Source organism: Rahnella laticis (assembly GCF_015644585.1).
Lineage (GTDB): Bacteria > Pseudomonadota > Gammaproteobacteria > Enterobacterales > Enterobacteriaceae > Rahnella > Rahnella laticis.
Genome location: NZ_JADOBI010000020.1, coordinates 1 through 17,963 on the forward strand (window position 1 = coordinate 1; position 17,963 = coordinate 17,963).

A 17,963-nucleotide genomic window follows, 5' to 3' on the forward strand; every position below is an offset into this window, starting at 1 on the left:
CCGCGTATCTTTTCGCGCGGTTTGTAACCCGACTGAAGGGAACCGCGCAGCGGCGGGATTTTGCGGCAATAGCCGGAGCTGCTGAAACATAGCCAGCCAGCGATAGCGCGCAGTAAAAAAGACGTGGAGATTCAAAAGAGGGGCCGTCTTGCCCCTCTTTTGTCGGTTTAGGAACAGCGTGTTAAGCGATCACCGCAATTGTGAAACCGAAACTTACTCTATTCTCAGCTTTAGCGTAAATTTCGGCGCAACGAAATAAGTGATCACTGCAATTGAGAAACCGAAACTTTCTCGGTCAGAGAATTCAGCCCCTCACTGCAAGTGAAAAGCCGCCCCTTTGCAGCGGCCTCTGCAAATCAAAAATGATATGAAACCTGATTCTCCTGCTCCGGCCACGGCTGCGATTTGTACGGTTTGGCCGGGTAATTAATCTCCACGCTGCGGCGGCGGAAATCACTCGGGCTCACCCCTACCCGCTTGCGGAAAACACGCGAGAAATACAACTGATCGTCATAACCCACGACACGGCCAATGGTCGCAATCGATTCCTGGGTGGTTTGTAACAGCAGCTTGGCGCGGATCACACGCTGATCTTCACGCCAGCGCAGGATGTTGATCCCGACCTGTTCGCGGAATAAATGCGCCAGACGCGATGGCGACAGGCAAACGTGGCGTGCGACTTCATCGATACGTAGCTCGCCGGCCAGATTGCCGGTAATAAACTGGCAGGCTTCAATGACACGCGGATCCATAATTTTTTGCGGGCTCTGCGGATCTTCTTCCATTGCACGCAGCAACAGGCGTTCCAGCAGGTTCATCCCTAACTCTTCGCAGAAACGCCGGCCCGATTTTTGGGTCTGCTCGATATTGGCAAAGAGCCGGTCGAATTCCAGCAGTAAGGTGTTATTTGGCAGGGAAAGACGCCCGACGTCGCGGGTTTTTGTGTGCCATTCCAGCCAGTCAGCCCAGTAGGCGCGCGGGCGGAAATACACCCAGCGGTGATACCACGAATCGGCATTGGCCGAGCGGCTGTATAAATGGCGAGCTTTCGGCGGGAACAGCAAAAGGTCGCCGGGATTGCAGTAAAACGTATCTTCACCGTCAAAGACTTTACCCTGCCCTTTGACCGTCAGATTAAGAATGTAGCCTTTCATGCCGCCCGGACGGTCAATCGCGAAATCCAGCGGCCCGTCAGCAAGGATCGGTGTCATACCGGCGACCAGATAGGCATTGAAACTGTAACCCGGCAACAGCGGATTTTGCTGCTGATCCTGAATCATACGGTGATACATCGAACCTCCTGAACAACTCGTGGCTATGGACTTTTCATCTATTCTAACGGCGGGTGAAAACGCTGCCAGTAAACGTTGCTAATTTGTGAACAACCACGCGCTTTTGCGGCATTTAACGGAAAAAACCGCTAAATGCCGCAGGGGCAATGCATGGAAGCGTTATCATAAAACGGCGTTAAACTGTCTTTTTCGCTTTCTGTTTGTAGCGGTCGAAGATAACCGCCGCCAGCAGGATCAGACCACGTACCACGTACTGAGAGAACGGAGAAATGTTCAGCAGATTCATCGCATTTTCCACAGTGCCCAGAATCAGGATGCCGGAAACCACGTAGGAGATTTTGCCGATCCCGCCTTTGAGCGAAACGCCACCCAGCACGCAGGCGGAGATGACGATCAGCTCAAAGCCCAGAGAGGTCATGGGCTGGCCGCTGGTCATTCGCGACGCCAGAATGATCCCCGCCGCCGCCGACACCAGCCCGGAAAGCACAAAGATGATGATTTTAGTACGAACAACCGGCACACCCGCCAGCCGCGCCGCATCTTCATTACCGCCAATCGCCAGCGTGTTACGCCCGAAAGTGGTTTTGTTCAGCAGCAGGCCGAAGATAATCAGGCAGCCGACGGTCAGCCAGATCGGCGCAGGCAGCCCGAACCAGTTGGCATAGCCGAGCGCGAAGAAACGTTCGTCTTCGATACCGACCGCTTTACCGTCAGAAATGATGTACGCCAGACCGCGCACAATCTGCATGGTGGCAAGTGTGGTGATCAGCGCATTGATTTTCAGGCGGGCGATAACAAAACCGTTGAGCAGCCCGGTCAGCATCCCGAGCAGCAAACCGGCGGCGACGCCAATCCACAGGCTTTCGGTCATGTTAATAACCACCGCCGTGGTAACACCGGCGCAGGCAATCACCGAGGCGACGGACAGGTCGAAATCACCGGACGCCAGACAGAACAGCATCCCGCAGGCCACCATGCCCGACATGGAAATCGCCAGTCCCAGGCCTTTCATGTTGATGAAAGAGCTGAAGTTCGGCACGAAAACAGAACAGGCGATAAACAGCACGGCGAAAACCACCAGCATGCCGTAACTGTCCCAGATACGCATCAGCCCTTGCCCGCTGCGTGACGCAGCAGAAGGTTGATCCGGTTTGGCTGAATTGGTTGTCATACTCGACATAATATTTTTGCTCCTCAGTCAGGCAGCGTCAGGGGCAGAGTCAAGATCTGGCGTTCGCAGCATGGCGAGCCCCAGCGCTTTTTCTTCAGTAGCGTCGTCGTGCAACAGTTCGCCGGAGATAGCGCCTTCGCGCATCACCACAATTCTGTCGGCCAGACCCAGCACTTCCGGTAAATCACTGGACGCAAACAGCACGGCAATGCCCTGTTTCGCCAGTGAGTAAATCACGTTGTAGATTTCATGCTTGGCACCGACGTCAATACCGCGCGTCGGTTCGTCGAGCAAAATGACCTTCATTTCTTCCGACAGCCAGCGGCCAAGAATGGCTTTCTGCTGGTTGCCGCCGGACAGATTCATGATCAGCTGCTGGTCGCTCGGGGTTTTGATATTCAGCGCTTCGATGTGCTTGCGCGCATTTTTGGCTTCCCAGGCGTTGTTGATCAGGCACCCCGCTTTCACCGTTTTGCGGCGGGCGCTGATGTTGATGTTGTCGCGCACCGAATGCACAGGAATGATGCCGTCGGCCTTACGGTCTTCCGGGCACAGCATGATGCCGAGGCGGATGGCGTCAGCCGGTTTGCGGATATTGAGCGCTTCGCCGTCCAGCCTGACGGTGCCGCCGGTAATGCGCGTGCCGCCGAACAGGCCTTTCATCAGCTCGCTGCGCCCGGCGCCGACCAGCCCGAAAAGACCGACAATTTCCCCCTGACGCACGGTCAGGCTGACCGGCGTTCTCACGCCCGGTGCTTTGACGTCGTCCAGTTCCAGACGGATTTCGCCGTGCGGACGCGGCGCGTAACCGTAGATATCATCCAGATTGCGGCCAACCATCGCCTGCACCAGCTTGCTGTTATCGACCTGCGTCATGTCGTCGAAGGTCCGCACGTAACGGCCATCTTTGAAAACAGTGACAGCGTCACTTAATGCAAAAATTTCTTCCATACGGTGTGAGACATACAAAATGACGCGCCCTTCGGCACGTAACTCGCGGATAACGCGGAACAATTGTTCAATTTCACGGGCAGACAGCGAGCTGGTCGGTTCGTCAAAAGCTATGATTTTGGCGTTACGCGCCAGCGCTTTCGCAATTTCCACCATCTGCCACTGGCCGATGGAGAGATATTTCAGCGGCGTGTCCGGATCGATATCCAGCCCGAGATGTTCCAGCTGGATTTTGGTTTCATAACGCAGCAATTTGCGGTTCACGAACCCGTGTTTACTCGGCAACTGCCCGAGATAAATGTTTTCTGCCACCGTCATTTCCGGCACCAGATGCAGTTCCTGATAAATGATCGCCACACCGGCATCGAGCGCATCGGTGGTGTTGTTAAATGCCACCGGCTGGCCTTTGATGTGAATATTGCCCTGCGACGGCTGATAGTTTCCGCTGAGGATTTTCAGCAGCGTGGATTTACCCGCGCCGTTCTCGCCCATCAGCGCATGAATTTGTCCGGCGTAACAATTGAATGAAATACCGTCCAGCGCTTTCACGCCCGGAAAAGTTTTGCCAATGTCATGGAATTCCAGATACGGCCTGGCCGCATCAAACTCCGTCAGTGACGGTGTCAGCAAAGGCGTCTTATTTGAAGATTGCTGAGTCATAGTGGCTACCTGGAAAAAAGGTGAAGGATTTCAAACCGATTACTGCACCACTGAAAACAGTCACACTTCTTAACCGTCGTCCGTGGTGCAGTAACTCAATTCAGATCAGGCAAAAGTTACATCAGGCCTTTCTTCTTCAGTTCTTCTTTGAAGTTGTCGCGGGTGATCAGCACAACGTCGGTCACTTCGGTGAATTTCGGCGGTTCAACACCTTTGGTCACCCACTCGTTCAGCATCTGGATACTTTTGTAACCGTGGATATCCGGGCTCGGTAACAGGGAACCGTAGAAGCCGGTTTGCGCGCTTTTTGACAGCTCATTCACCGCGTCCACACCGTTGATGCCGATGCCGATCACGTTCGCTGCTTTAAAGCCCTGGCCTTCTGTTGCACGCACGCCACCCAGAACGGTGTTGTCGTTCATGCCGATAATCAGCCAGTTTTTCACTTCAGGATGTTGCACCAGCAGGGAGTTACCGGCATCCAGTGCGCCCGGAATGTCGTTGGATTTCGTCGGCACTTTATAGATTTGTTTTTCCGGGAAACCGGCGGCTTTCAGCGCGTCCATTGAACCGGAAGTGCGGCGGCGTGCGGTGTCCAGCTCATCAGCGGTGATAGCCATGACGCCGGTATCTGCGGCTTTCCAGCCACGTTTTTGCATTTCTTTATACAGTTCCTGGCCCTGACGTTCGCCGATTTTGGTCGCAGCCATCATTACCAATGGCACTTCTTCCATCGGTTTGCCTTTGGCATTCACAAACTGGTCATCGACCTGGATCACTTTCATGTCATAGCTGCGGGCTTTGGCCATGATGGCCGGGCCAAGACGCGGGTCTGGTGTACAGATAACAAAGCCTTTCGCGCCGTTTGCCGCGAGGCTGTCAATGGCATTCAGCGTTTTTTCGCCATCCGGCACGGCAATTTTGATGACCTCAAAGTTCAGGTCTTTACCGGCTTTATCAGCGAACCGCCATTCAGTCTGGAACCACGGCTCTTCCGGCTGTTTAACCAGGAAACCCAGCTTCGGATTTTCGGCTGCCATAGCTGAATGTGACATAACGGCAGCTAAACCAACCGCCGCTAACGCCTTAGTGAATTTATGCATGATGTTCTCCGACTTTTATTGTTGTTTTTCACGATTCCGGCCTTAATCCGGGTGGCTGTCCGCAATCATGAAAACGTTATCATTGGCGTAAGGAAACAAAATCAGAACGCGGCGAAGTCCGGTATATAGCGGATTTGCGTCACGCTCTGTTGTAAGACGCAGTAAGTTTTAGCGGTAATTTTGCAGCGGAATGTAGAGCGCTATCACACGGCGGGAAAACAGCAGGTTTGTACATAGATATAGCGATTTTAGCCAAACACTAACATTTGACCAACCTCACAGAAACATCATGGGGAGCAGATTTGTGCATACTTCCAGCTAACGCCTCCTCACTCACTTTTTGCCATCCTCCTACTGTTAGAGCAATTCGATTCGCCGCCGTAATGACTACGGCAAACCTGAAGGAGTGAGAAAGAATGACGCAAGGTGCGATAGCTCTTGGTCTTGATTTTGGCAGCGATTCCGTCCGCGCACTGGCCGTTGATTGTCAGACCGGTGCCGAGATGGAAACCGACGTGGTTTACTACCCGCGCTGGAATGAGGGTCGTTACTGTGACGCGGCAATAAATCAGTTCCGCCACCATCCCCTTGATTATATTGAAGCGATGGAACAGGCGATTAAAAACGTCGTACAACGTCTTGGGCTCGAGCGCGCATCACGCGTGGTTGGTATCGGCGTGGATTCCACCGGCTCCACACCCGCACCGGTCGATAAAGACGGCAACATTCTGGCACTGAATCCTGAGTTCGCCGAAAACCCGAACGCCATGTTCGTGTTATGGAAAGACCACACGGCCATAGAAGAAGCCGAAGAGATCAACCGCCTGTGCCGCAGCGGTGATTTTCCCGACTATTCCCGCTATATCGGCGGCGTTTACTCCTCCGAATGGTTCTGGGCCAAAATTCTCCATGTTTCCCGCGCCGACAAATCTGTCACCAAAGCCGCCGCCTCCTGGGTGGAATTGTGCGACTGGGTGCCCGCCCTGCTTTCCGGCACCACCGCGCCGGACAAAGTCGTACGTGGCCGTTGCAGCGCCGGGCACAAAATGCTCTGGCATCCGTCGTGGGGCGGCCTGCCGCCGAAAGATTTCTTCGCCGCGCTCGACCCGCTATTAGTGGAAAATCTGCCGTATCCGCTGTTTACCGAAACCGTCACCGCCGAACAGGCCGTGGGCACACTGACCCCGGAATGGGCGCAGCGCCTCGGTCTACCGGCAAGCGTTGTGCTTTCCGGCGGTGCGTTTGACTGCCACATGGGCGCGGTCGGTGCCGGTGCGCAGCCTTACACGCTGGTCAAAGTGATCGGCACCTCCACCTGCGACATCCTGATTGCCGATAAAGAGCGCGTTAACGACCGCGCCATCGCCGGAATTTGTGGTCAGGTTGAAGGCAGCGTCGTGCCGGAGATGATCGGCATGGAGGCCGGACAATCCGCGTTTGGCGATATGTACGCGTGGTTCAGCCGCCTGCTGAGCTGGCCGCTGATTCAGGCCGCTAAGGCGCATCCTGAGCTGAAAGATCAGCTCACCGCAGTACAAAAAAATCTGCTGCCCGACCTGACCGCCGCGTGGGCCGCCAATCCGAAGCTGGATCACCTGCCGCTGGTGCTCGACTGGTTTAACGGACGCCGGACACCGTTTGCCAATCAGCGTCTGAAAGGCGTCATTACGGACATCAATCTCGGCACCGAAGCGCCGGAACTGTTCGGCGGTTTCATTGCGGCCACCGCTTTTGGTGCGCGCGCGATTATGGAGTGTTTCGAACAACAGGATATTCCGGTTGAAAACGTTCTCACGCTTGGCGGTATTGCCCGTAAATCGCCGGTCATCATGCAGGTTTGCGCCGACGCCATGAACCGTCCGTTGCAGATTGTTGCCTCCGATCAGTGCTGCGCGCTGGGTGCCGCCATCTTTGCTGCCGTCGCCGCCGGAGAATTCAAAGACGTCCCTGCCGCGCAGGAAAAAATGGCGTGCAGCATCGAACGCACATTGCTGCCGGATCCGCAGCGCGTCGAACAATACCAGCGCCTGTACGAACGTTATCAGCAATGGTGTGCGACCACTGAACCGCTGTTTGCAGCGAAGACAGCACACTGACTACTTTTTCAAAAACGGCTTTTTCAAACATCTGAAATTCAGGAGTGATTAATGGACGCGTTTAAACATCTCGAAGTGTGGTTCGCTATTGGCAGTCAGCATCTGTACGGGCCGGAAACGTTACGTCAGGTAAAAGAGAACGCCGAAAAGGTGGTCAATGGCCTGAACGCAGAAGCCGGATTGCCTGTCAAACTGGTGCTCAAACCGCTGGTCACCACGCCGGACGAAATCACCGCGCTGTGCCGCGAAGCCAACTATGCGAATTCCTGCGTCGGCCTGATTACCTGGCTGCACACCTTCTCTCCGGCCAAAATGTGGATTGCTGGCCTGAGTATTCTGCATAAACCGCTGTTGCAGTTCCATACTCAGTTCAACGCCGAAATTCCGTGGGATTCCATGGACATGGACTTTATGAACCTGAACCAGACCGCGCACGGCGGCCGCGAATTCGGTTTCATCGGCGCGCGTATGCGTCAGCAACATTCCGTGGTCGCCGGTCACTGGCAGGATGGCGAATCGCACCGCCGCATTGCCCAGTGGATGCGCGTTGCCGCGGCGAAAAATGAAAGCCAGCATCTGAAAGTCGCCCGTTTCGGCGATAACATGCGTGAAGTGGCGGTGACCGAAGGCGATAAAGTGGCCGCGCAAATTCAGTTCGGCTACAGCATCAGTGCCTATGGTATTGGCGATCTGGTCAGCGTCATCAACGAAGTCAGCAAAGGCGATATCGACACGCTGGTGGAAGAGTATGAATCCACTTACCGCCTGACGGATGCCGTGAAACTCAACGGCGAACGTCGCGAAAACCTGCTGGACGCGGCAAAAATCGAACTGGGGATGACCCGTTTCCTGGAACAGGGGAAATTCGGCGCATTCACCACCAACTTTGAAGATCTGCACGGCATGAAACAACTGCCGGGGCTGGCGGTACAGCGTCTTATGCAAAAAGGCTACGGCTTTGGCGGCGAAGGCGACTGGAAAACCGCGGCCCTGCTACGCATCATGAAAGTGATGGCCAGCGGCCTGAAAGGCGGCACGTCGTTCATGGAGGATTACACCTACAACTTCAAACCGGGCAACGATCTGGTGGTCGGTTCGCACATGCTGGAAGTGTGCCCGTCGATTGCCAAAGAAGAAAAACCGCTGCTGGATGCGCAATATCTGGGCATAGGCGGCAAAGCGGATCCGGCGCGTCTGATTTTCTCCACCCCGGCAGGCCCGGCGGTCAACGCCAGCGTCATCGACATGGGTGACCGTTTCCGTCTGCTGGTCAATCAGGTGGATACCATCGAGCAACTGCATCCGCTGCCAAAACTGCCGGTTGCCCGTGCAATCTGGAAAGCCCAGCCTTCTCTGGCAACGGCGGCAGAAGCCTGGATCCTCGGCGGCGGCGCGCACCACACGGTGTTCTCTCAGGCGCTGGATATCGATGCACTGCGGTTGTACGCGGAGCTGTCCGGGATTGAGTTGCTGGTGATTGATAACGACACGACGCTGGCGGACTTCAAGAATCAGATCCGGTGGAATGAAGTTTATTACAAGCTTTGTAGCCGCTAAGGGGCTGTTTTAAGGAATTAAATCCGTGAAAATTTCGGTTTTTCACGGGCGGTGAAAACTTAACTCGCCGCGCCGAAACCGACAAAGAGGGAGGAAAGCGCCTCCCTCTTTGATCTCCCACGCTTTTTAACTGCGCGCTGCCGCTGGCTGACTACGTTTCAGGGACTTTTGCTATTGCCGCAAAATCCCGCCGCTGCGCGGTGCCTTCCAGTCGGATTACAAACCGCGCGAAAAGATACGCGGTTTTCCACCTCTCCTTCCAGCGTGATTTTTGAAAGCGGCCAGAGGCTTATCTAAATTCAAATGCAGACTGGTTTTAATCTTCTAAAAAGGTGAGATGGCGCGCTCAGAAATTTTGCTGACTGAGGGTTCGAGACCAATGGCTCGAAGCCCTCGAGGAAGGAACCGCGCAGCGGCAAGATTTCGCGCCACATTCGATTGTGCCAGAACATGTCCGTCGACCCGGCGATAGCGCGTGTTGTAAAAAGACGCGGAGATTCCAAAGAGGGCTCGTCATAGCCCTCTTTGGTCGGTTTCGGCACCAGCCGCTGAGCGATCACCGCTATTGAAAAACCGAAATATTCTCGGTCAATCCGTTAAGCCGCCTGCAAAGGCAATTTGCAGCACCTTTCTAAAAGGTGTCACACCCCGGTCACATTCCCCCTTTACCCTCACCTCCACTAATAAGTCCCAAAGAGGATAGTACAACCATGATCATTCCAGCTAAATCCAGCGGGAATGCGCCGTCGCGCACCTGTCCCGCTATCGCTATCCATCAGGTTTCCCATTTCTTCGGGAGCAACCCGGTACTCAATCACGTCAATCTGACGGTGCCCAAAGGCACGATCCTCGCATTGCTGGGGCCTTCGGGCTGCGGCAAAAGCACGTTGCTGAAAATGCTCGCCGGCCTGCTCAATCCGGCATCCGGGGAGATCCGCTTCGACGGCGAAATCGTCGCCAGTGGCTCGTTCAGTCTGCCGCCGGAAAAACGCAATCTCGGCATGGCCTTTCAGGATTACGCGCTGTGGCCGCACATGAGCGTCCGGCAAAATGTCGCGTTTCCGCTGCAAATGCGTGGCATCAAAGGCCAGGCGCAGGAAGAAAAAGTGATGGCGGCGCTGGAACGCGTCGGGCTCGCGGATTTCGTCTCGCGCCGCCCTTCTGAGCTTTCCGGCGGGCAGCAACAGCGCGTTGCACTTGCCCGCGCCATCGTCGCCGAACCCCGCATCCTGCTGTTTGACGAACCCCTGTCGAATCTCGACCGCGATTTACGCGAAAGCCTGTGCGAAGAAATGGCGGTGTTGTTGCGCCAGCTCGGCACCACGGCGGTTTACGTCACGCACGATCAGCACGAAGCCCACGCGCTCGCCCATCATATTGCCCGCATGGACAAGGGCGCGATCGCCAGTATTGACACGATTGATCCTTCCGTAATTTCACCTTTTGTTGCTTAACCTCTGATGGGATAAAAATGATGAACCGCACACTCAGCACTTTTCGTAAGAACCACACAACGTTTTCCCGTACTAAAACAGGCGTAATGACCGCAATGACTCTTTCTCTCGCAATGGCAGCTGGCAGCGCGCAGGCGCTGACGCTGACGCTCTACACCGCCGGGCCGGGTTCTCTGGCAAAAAAACTGGCAGCAGGTTATGAAAAACAAACCGGCGTGAAAGTGGATGTTTTCCAGGCCACCACCGGCAAAGTAATGGCCCGTCTGGACGCCGAGCAGGCCAATCCGCGCGCAGACGTTCTGATCTCCGCATCCTGGGATACCGCAACCGATCTCGAAAAACGCGGCTGGCTGCTGGAATACCAAAGCCCGAACGCAGAGCAGGTTCCGGCGCAATTCAAAACGCCTTACTACGTCGCGCAGGGGATTTCCGCACTGGGCATCGTGTGGAACACCAAAAGTGGTACCACTGAGCCAAAAGACTGGGGCGATTTAGCCAAACCGGAATTTAAAGACAAAGTGACCACGCCTGACCCTTCGCTTTCCGGTGCGTCGCTGGATTTGCTGATCGGGTTACAAAATGCCCACGCGCAGCAGGCGTGGAAACTGTTTGAAGATCTGAAAGCTAACGGCATGATTATCGCCGGACCCAACGCACAGGCGCTGACGCCGGTGTTGCAGGGCGCGAAAGCCGCCGTGTTTGGCGCGGTGGATTACGTCTCTTACGCCAGTGTTCAGGACGGCGAATCCGTCAAAGTCATTTTCCCGAGCAGCGGCACCGTGATCGCCCCGCGCCCGATGATGATCCTCAAATCCAGCCAGCAGCAAAAAGAAGCCAAAGCGTTTATCGATTACGCGCTTTCGCCTGAAGGCCAGAAACTGGTAGCCGATGCGTGGCTGATGCCCGCGCGCACCGATATCGACGCCAAACGTCCGTTGTTTAAATCGCTGAAACTGTTGCCGGAAGCCTCCCAGGCCTCGGCGTCGCGCAAAGAAGTGCTCGAACGTTTCGCAAAACTGTTCGGTCAGCAGTAAGTCAGTCACGGGCTGCGAAGGCAGCCCGTTTCCCCTCACCGAACAACGACGACAAAACCCATGAACAGAAATGCTTTTTTGCCCGGCGTAACGGGCATTGCGTTGTTATTGCTGGTCGCCGTGCCGGTCAGCTTTGTGATTTTACAGGCGGTTTTCCCGCATCTCGATACCGGTGCTTATTCCGCACCGTTCAGCGCATTTACCCGCATCTTCGCCGAACCTCAGCTGCGTGAACTGTTTTCCACCACGATCAAAGTCGGGCTGGGCGTCGCGCTTTGCAGCGGATTAATCGGTATTCCGCTCGGCGCGCTGCGTGGCCTGTTTGCCCTGCCGGGTGCGGCGTTATGGGATGTTCTGTTTCTGGTGCCCTTTTTGCTGCCGCCATATATTGCCGCCCTGTCGTGGATGCTGGCGTTGCAAACCAATGGTTATGTGCAGCAACTGGTGCCGTGGCTGCGTCTCAACGATTTTCTGTTTTCCATACCGGGCATGGTTGTGGTCATGACGCTGAACGTTTTTCCGGTGGTGTATTTCGCGGTGTCGCGCAGCATGGCCGCCAGCGGCAGCCGTCTGGCAGACGTGGCACGTATTCACGGCGCAGGCCCGTGGCGCGCCTTTTCCCGCGTGACATTACCCATGGCACTGCCCGCTATGGCATCAAGTTTGCTGCTGGCGTTTACGTTATCCATCGAAGAATACGGCGTGCCGGGCGCGCTCGGTTCGCGCAGCGGCGTGATGCTGCTGACCACCGGCATCGAAGCGCGCCTTGCCGACTGGCCGATTGATTTACCCGGCGCGGCGGTGCTTTCACTGATGCTGGTGGCGATCGCGCTGTGCGCTTACAGCGTTCAGCGCGCGGTGGTGGCAGGCAAAAATGTCGAGAGCATGACCGGCAAACCCGCCGATATCACGCAAAAACGGCTGAAAGGCTGGGCGATCCCGGTGCTGGCATTATTCACGCTGGTGACGGTGATTGCCGTGGCGCTGCCGATTTTATCCACGCTGGCCACGGCGTTTTCCGGCACGCTTTCCGGCGGGCTTTCGCTGTCGAACCTGACATTACGTCACTTCGGCGCGCTGTTTGCCGCACACGGCGACGCGATCAGCGCCCTGTCGACCAGCCTCAGTCTGGCGCTCGGCACGGCATTAATCGCGGGCGCGACGGGCTTTCTGGCGTCGTGGCTGGTGGTGGTCAGGAAGATCCGCGGTTCAGCGCTGATTGACGGATTGTCTTTGTTACCGGCGGCGCTGCCGGGGATCGTGGTCGGCGTCGGGCTGATTCTGGCGTGGAACCGCAGCTTCTGGCCGGTTACGCCTTACAACACCTGGGCGATTTTGCTGCTCGCCTATTGTTGCCTGCTGCTGCCTTATCCGGTGCGTTACGTCAGCGCGGTGTTAAAGCAGATCGGCGGAAATCTGGATGCGGCGGCGCGGGTGCATGGTGCGACGGCGGCACAAACGCTGCGGCTGATCCTGCTGCCCCTGGTCTTTCCCAGCCTGCTGGCGTCGATGATGATGGTGTTTGCCGTCGCCTCTCGCGAACTGGTGACGTCGCTGCTGCTTTCACCGGCGGGCGTGCAGACCGTTTCGGTCTATGTGTGGCGGCAGTTTGAACAGGGATCAGTAGGAGATGGCATGGCGATGGCGTCGGTTGCGGTGTTACTGAGCCTGACGCTGATGCTGGCAGCCGTCAGGCTTCAACGAAAACCGCTGGCTTAACTTTCCCGCTGCGGTTCGGTGTGCGGGCGGTCGCCTGCCGGAATTAACAGACCGGCGGCGACCGCCAGTACGGAAATAATCGCGGAAACCATAAAGACCCAGTGCAGGGACGCCGCCACGCTTTCGGTCAGCGCCGCCAGATGATGGCTTTCCATCGCATTGCGCGTGGCTTTTTCCATCAGTTGCTGAACCGGATCGTTCACCTGAGGCAGGCGATATTGCAGATTGAGATTCAGCGTTGCGCCCAGCACGGCGGTGCCAATTGCCGAGCCTAACATGCGGGTAAATAAGGTGGATGCGGTCGCAATCCCGCGGATTGCCGGTTCCGCATTATTCTGCACCGACACAATAAACGTGGTATTCGCTAACCCCATTCCCGCGCCGATTGAAAACGCCGCCAGACGCGCCACCCACAGCCCGGAATCCGGCGAGAGAAACAGCAGCGCCACACTTCCGCCCAGCAGTAAAACGCCGCCCAGGACCGCTGTCGCGCGGTAAGACGTCGCCTGCATCAGACGGCTGCTGAGCATGCTCGCCAGCGGCCAGCCGATGGACATCAGTGCCAGCGTGGTGCCCGCCTCCAGCGGCGTGCCGCCGAGAACGCCCTGCACGTAGGTCGGCAGAAACGCGCTGATCCCCATCATCGTCGCGCCGATAATCAGGCCGCCAATGTTACCGGCAATAATCACTTTGCTTTCCCACAGCGCCAGCGGGAACAGCGGCTCAGGCGTTTTGCGCTCCTGACGTATCAGCAAATACCCGCTGACCACCGCCAGAACAATCAGCGCCAGCGCCCAGTAGCCCAGCACTTCGGCCTGAAGCAATGCCAGAAGTAACGCCGCAACGGAAAGCGTCAGAAAACCGGTTCCGGCCAGATCCAGTTTATGTTGTTTACGCTGTCCGTCCGGCGGCAGGTATTTGACCAGAATCGCCATCGCCACCAGACCAATCGGCACGTTGACCCAAAAGACCACCGCCCACGGGAAATGCGAAACGATAAACGCCCCCATCAGCGGGCCGACAATCGCCGAAACGCCCCACACACTGGACAAATAGCCCTGCGCTTTTGCGCGTTCCTGCGGGCCATAGACATTGGCAATCAGCGTGGTCGCAATCGGCGTAATCGCCCCCGCGCCCAGCCCCTGCAAGGCACGGAAGGCAATCATCCAGGCCAGCGAGGGCGCGAATCCGCACAATACGGAGCCGATGAGAAACAGCGTCGTCCCGATGAAAAACATCTTCCGGCAACCGTACAAATCTGCCAGCCGGCCGTAGATCGGCACGGTAATCGCCTGCGTCAGCAGATAGACGGCAAAGACCCAGCCGAGCAGCGAGAAACCGCCGAGATCACCGATGATGGTCGGCATCGCGGTCGCCACAATCGTGACTTCCACGGCCGCCATAAACATCGATAACATGCAGGCAGTGAGAATTAAGGGGCGGTGCGATGATTTTACAACGGGAGTCGTGACGGCCATGTTCTCTGTTTTCGTTAGATTATGCGCTCAGGCAGATAGGCAAACTATACACAAACTATAGACAAAAAAGCGGCTCAGGGTTTGGCACTCTGAGCCGCTTTGTTTTGATTGCTGCGTGACAACGTCACCCGTCAGGCTTTGGTTAACGTTTTCAGCTTCAGGCTGGACAGGTCAATAAATTTGGCCATATCGCGGCTTTCTGCGCGAGGTAAATAAGGAATTTCCCCCAACAGTGGCGCGGAAATATTGGCACTGATCGCGTCAATAGTTTCCTGGTAGTGGGCAAGACACGGGTTAATTCGGTTTGCGACCCAACCCAGCAACGGTAATCCATCGGCGATAATCGCCTGCGCCGTTAATAGCGCGTGGCTGACACAGCCTTCCTGAATACCGACCACTAATACCACCGGCATATTTTGCTGGCGAACCCAGTCTGAATATAAAAGATGCGGAGTAATCAATGTTCTCCAGCCATCGCACCCTTCTACGACCACTGAATCTGCCTCTTCACGCATGAAGTTGAGGCCACTGGTCATTATTTCAAAAATATTCTCAGGAACCTGGCTGGCATAAATATCTTCGTCAGCTAAGGCCAGAGGGGTTATTTTATTAAAAGGATAAGCAATAGAAGATGACTGCTGGAGAGTTACCGCATCTTTATTTCGAACCCCGTCGGCCAGCTCCTGGCTGCCAGTTGCAATAGGTTTATAGCCTAAAACGCAGCGATCCTGCGCGGCTAAGGCCTGAAGCAAGGCACGTGTGACAATGGTTTTACCTACACGGGCGTCCGTACCCGTGACGAAAAAGTGCGTTAACATGAAATTCAGGCTCCGGGATCTCTCCGTCTTATTGAAAGATAGCCTCCGGTAAGAAAAAGCCGCCAGAGACAAAGTAACAGCTGAAAGTCTAGGCGATGAGAGATGAGAGCGGTTTGCGTTAGCGCAATGTTTTGTTGACTGGACTGTAAGGAATACGCATAAGGTTATAAGTATTTATTTAATGACATAACCTGAAGGAATATAAGTAATTAAAGTAATCAGCAGTTAGAACACATCCCGTGAGCATCAGATTTATGGCATTGCTTGCTGATACAGATCAATAAACGCCGCCACGCCGAAAAATATAGCCCGCTAAGTATATTATCCCTGTAATAATTTAATCAGTAAGGAACCGCTATAAAGCGCATCCTTAACTAATGCCGCGCCGGGCATCGTTCCCTGATTATAAAATTGCGTGGATTCCAGTTTGATATTTTCGCTATATGCAGGAAGTGATTGCTGCTGAATACAGGACATTATCGCGGGATGAAGAATATCCTGAGATAAATTAAGCGGTGAGCCGATCAGCACTTTTTCCGGATTAAACAGATTCACCATGATCGCCAGAATACGCCCGACGCTCTGCCCCACGCTGATAATCACATCACGCGCCAGCTGATCGCCCCGGTTCGCGGCGTCACATACCGCTTCAATCGTCAGCGACACGCCGTGCAGCAAACTGGCAGGCACCGGCACCGTGAGGCGCTGACGCACTAAATCCAAAATGCTGTCGGTACTGGCAACAGTTTCCAGACAACCATGATTGCCGCAATAACAACGCTTCCCGTACGGATCAACCTGCGTATGCCCGATTTCGGCCACGCTGCTGCTGCCTGCGTGCAAAACGCGCCCGCTGGTAATCACGCCTGCGCCGACATTGTGGTCAATCACAATCTGCACCACATTTTTGCAACCGCGCGACGCGCCGTATAACGATTCTGCCAGCGTCCACGCGCCGATATCGTGCTGGACGTACACCGGCAGGCCCGTATGTTCCGAAAGCGTATCACCCAGCGGCATATCGAAAACGTCATGATAAAATGGCATGCGGTGAACGATGCCCCGGCGCGCATCAATCATGCCCGGCAGGGTAATTGCGATGGCGGTCAGGCGCTCAAGTTTGCGCTGATGGCGGATAAAGAACTGATCGATTTCAGAAATGATGCGTTTAAGCAGCGGCTGGTGCGCCTGTTCCGGCAGCGGAAGCACTTCTTCCACCACCAGTTTGCTGCTCAGATCCCGTAAACCGAGAGTGATCGACCCCAGACTGATACGTGCGGAAAGGTAGTGCCAGGCCTGAGTATCCAGGGCTAAACCAATAGCGGGACGCCCGCGGCTGCCCGGATCCTGAAACTCGGTTTCAAGTACCAGATGAGCCTGTAAAAGTTCGCGGACAATCTTGGTAATACTGGCTGGAGCGAGTTGAGCTTTTTTAGAAAGTTCTATGCGCGAAATGGGACCAAACTGATCTATCAGGCGGTACACAGCACCGACATTGGTTTGTTTAATCTGATCAATATGTCCGGGTTGCCCGTCGGGGATCACTCAAGGAACTCCTGTTATTTTCGCGCTTCAAAATAAAGATTAGGGCTATGTTGGGGTTTTTGTCATATGTCGTCAACTATTTGATTCGTTATGTGATTTGGTGCACAAATTGTGTGAAAAGCCTCTCAGAATTGACTGGAAATACAGCAGGTTTGCACCCTGTTACACCTTCAGTCCTCCTGAAGCAGTAAATCCATAAACGCCCGTGTGGCCGCCGTCATCGGGCGACGCGCGTGATTCACCAGCCAGAGCTGCGTGGTGCCTTCTGTCTTTCCGAAACGCAAATAACGCACGCCATCGACCTGAATGCGCAAATACGACGCCGGCAAAATCGACACGCCTAAACCCGCCGCCACCAGCCCGATAATCGTCAGCGGCTCGCCCACTTCCTGGGTGATAAAAGGCGTGATCCCCTGTGTTTTGAGCTGCCCGAGAATATCGTCATACAGCGAGGTACCGACGTCTTTGGAGAAGAACACGAAAGGCTGATCGGCCAGGTGCTGAAACGTCAGCTCGCCGTCAGGCACCGCGTTCAGCGGATTGTCTTTGTGAACCACGGCAATGAGCGGTTCCGAAAGGATCAGATGATGTTCCAGCTCCTCCGGCAGTTCGCCATTACGCATAATCCCCAGATCCAGCTTGCCTTCCAGCAGCGGTTCGATTTGCTGTTTACTGTTGAGCTGTTCGATCCGGATATTGACGCCGGGATAGGTCAGCCGGAAATGATGCAGCGTGCGGGAAACGCGACGCATAAAAGGCGCGGAAGACGTCAGCCCGAGCGTCAGATTCCCCGATTCGCCGCGATGTATTCGTGCCGCCTGCGCCGCCGCCTCATCAACGCGCAGCAAGATCTGCCGTGCTTCCTGCAAGAAAGCCTGTCCGGCCTGCGTCAGCCGCACGCTGCGGTTGTTTCGGTAAAACAGCGCCGCACCGACGTGAGTTTCCAGCGCCTGAATCTGCTGGCTGAGCGGCGGCTGAGAAATATGTAACCGCTCAGCGGCACGGCCAAAATGCAGCTCTTCGGCGACCGCGATGAAATACCGTAAATGACGCAGTTCAATGTGGCTCATGGTTTAGATCAATTT

Annotated in this window: 13 protein-coding genes; 5 read left to right on the forward strand and 8 right to left on the reverse strand. The window is 55.4% G+C overall.

The window, feature by feature from the left end; translation table 11 throughout:
* Positions 1-356: 356 nt before the first annotated feature.
* The 4 genes from araC to IV433_RS25655 form a co-directional block, all read right to left on the reverse strand.
* Complete coding sequence (gene araC, locus IV433_RS25640) at positions 357-1,292, reverse strand: arabinose operon transcriptional regulator AraC (RefSeq protein ID WP_195816515.1); 936 nt, start codon at positions 1,290-1,292, stop codon at positions 357-359.
* A gap of 175 nt (positions 1,293-1,467) precedes the next feature.
* On the reverse strand, positions 1,468-2,472 hold the full coding sequence (araH, locus tag IV433_RS25645) for an L-arabinose ABC transporter permease AraH (protein ID WP_101078840.1): 1,005 nt from the start codon (positions 2,470-2,472) through the stop codon (positions 1,468-1,470).
* A gap of 18 nt (positions 2,473-2,490) precedes the next feature.
* Positions 2,491-4,074 (reverse strand): L-arabinose ABC transporter ATP-binding protein AraG, encoded by a 1,584-nt coding sequence (araG, locus tag IV433_RS25650; protein WP_229893726.1) that lies wholly within the window; start codon positions 4,072-4,074, stop codon positions 2,491-2,493.
* Between the two features lie 116 nt (positions 4,075-4,190).
* Positions 4,191-5,177 carry an arabinose ABC transporter substrate-binding protein gene (locus IV433_RS25655; protein WP_195816514.1) on the reverse strand — a complete coding sequence of 329 codons (987 nt, stop codon included), beginning with the start codon at positions 5,175-5,177 and terminating at the stop codon, positions 4,191-4,193.
* A gap of 416 nt (positions 5,178-5,593) precedes the next feature.
* On the opposite strand from IV433_RS25655, the gene IV433_RS25660 reads away from it, so the two are divergent.
* The 5 genes from IV433_RS25660 (at position 5,594) to IV433_RS25680 (ending at position 13,037) form a co-directional block, all read left to right on the forward strand.
* Positions 5,594-7,273 carry a ribulokinase gene (locus tag IV433_RS25660; RefSeq protein WP_195816513.1) on the forward strand — a complete coding sequence of 560 codons (1,680 nt, stop codon included), beginning with the start codon at positions 5,594-5,596 and terminating at the stop codon, positions 7,271-7,273.
* A 51-nt stretch (positions 7,274-7,324) separates the two neighbouring features.
* Positions 7,325-8,830 carry an L-arabinose isomerase gene (gene araA / locus IV433_RS25665; protein WP_195816512.1) on the forward strand — a complete coding sequence of 502 codons (1,506 nt, stop codon included), beginning with the start codon at positions 7,325-7,327 and terminating at the stop codon, positions 8,828-8,830.
* Between the two features lie 710 nt (positions 8,831-9,540).
* Positions 9,541-10,284, forward strand: coding sequence for an ABC transporter ATP-binding protein (locus IV433_RS25670; protein WP_195816511.1), 744 nt, complete (start codon positions 9,541-9,543; stop codon positions 10,282-10,284).
* Positions 10,285-10,370: 86 nt separating this feature from the next.
* Entirely contained in the window at positions 10,371-11,318 is a 948-nt protein-coding gene (locus IV433_RS25675; protein WP_370530287.1) for an ABC transporter substrate-binding protein, read from the forward strand.
* Between the two features lie 60 nt (positions 11,319-11,378).
* The gene (locus IV433_RS25680; protein ID WP_195816510.1) at positions 11,379-13,037 is read left to right on the forward strand and encodes an ABC transporter permease; all 1,659 of its coding nucleotides are present in this window, start codon (positions 11,379-11,381) and stop codon (positions 13,035-13,037) included.
* Here the strand turns inward: IV433_RS25680 and IV433_RS25685 are convergent.
* The 4 genes from IV433_RS25685 to IV433_RS25700 all read right to left on the reverse strand — a co-directional run bounded on the left by IV433_RS25685 (position 13,034) and on the right by IV433_RS25700 (position 17,948).
* On the reverse strand, positions 13,034-14,515 hold the full coding sequence (locus tag IV433_RS25685; RefSeq protein WP_195816509.1) for an MDR family MFS transporter: 1,482 nt from the start codon (positions 14,513-14,515) through the stop codon (positions 13,034-13,036). The genes IV433_RS25680 and IV433_RS25685 overlap by 4 nt on opposite strands.
* Before the next feature lie 131 nt (positions 14,516-14,646).
* Positions 14,647-15,333 carry a dethiobiotin synthase gene (gene bioD, locus IV433_RS25690; protein ID WP_195816508.1) on the reverse strand — a complete coding sequence of 229 codons (687 nt, stop codon included), beginning with the start codon at positions 15,331-15,333 and terminating at the stop codon, positions 14,647-14,649.
* Positions 15,334-15,654: 321 nt separating this feature from the next.
* Positions 15,655-16,878: a sugar metabolism global transcriptional regulator Mlc gene (mlc, locus tag IV433_RS25695; RefSeq protein WP_152326155.1), complete on the reverse strand. Its 1,224-nt coding sequence runs from the start codon at positions 16,876-16,878 to the stop codon at positions 15,655-15,657.
* 170 nt (positions 16,879-17,048) lie between these two features.
* Positions 17,049-17,948 (reverse strand): LysR family transcriptional regulator, encoded by a 900-nt coding sequence (locus tag IV433_RS25700; protein ID WP_195816507.1) that lies wholly within the window; start codon positions 17,946-17,948, stop codon positions 17,049-17,051.
* Between the last annotated feature and the right edge of the window lie 15 nt (positions 17,949-17,963).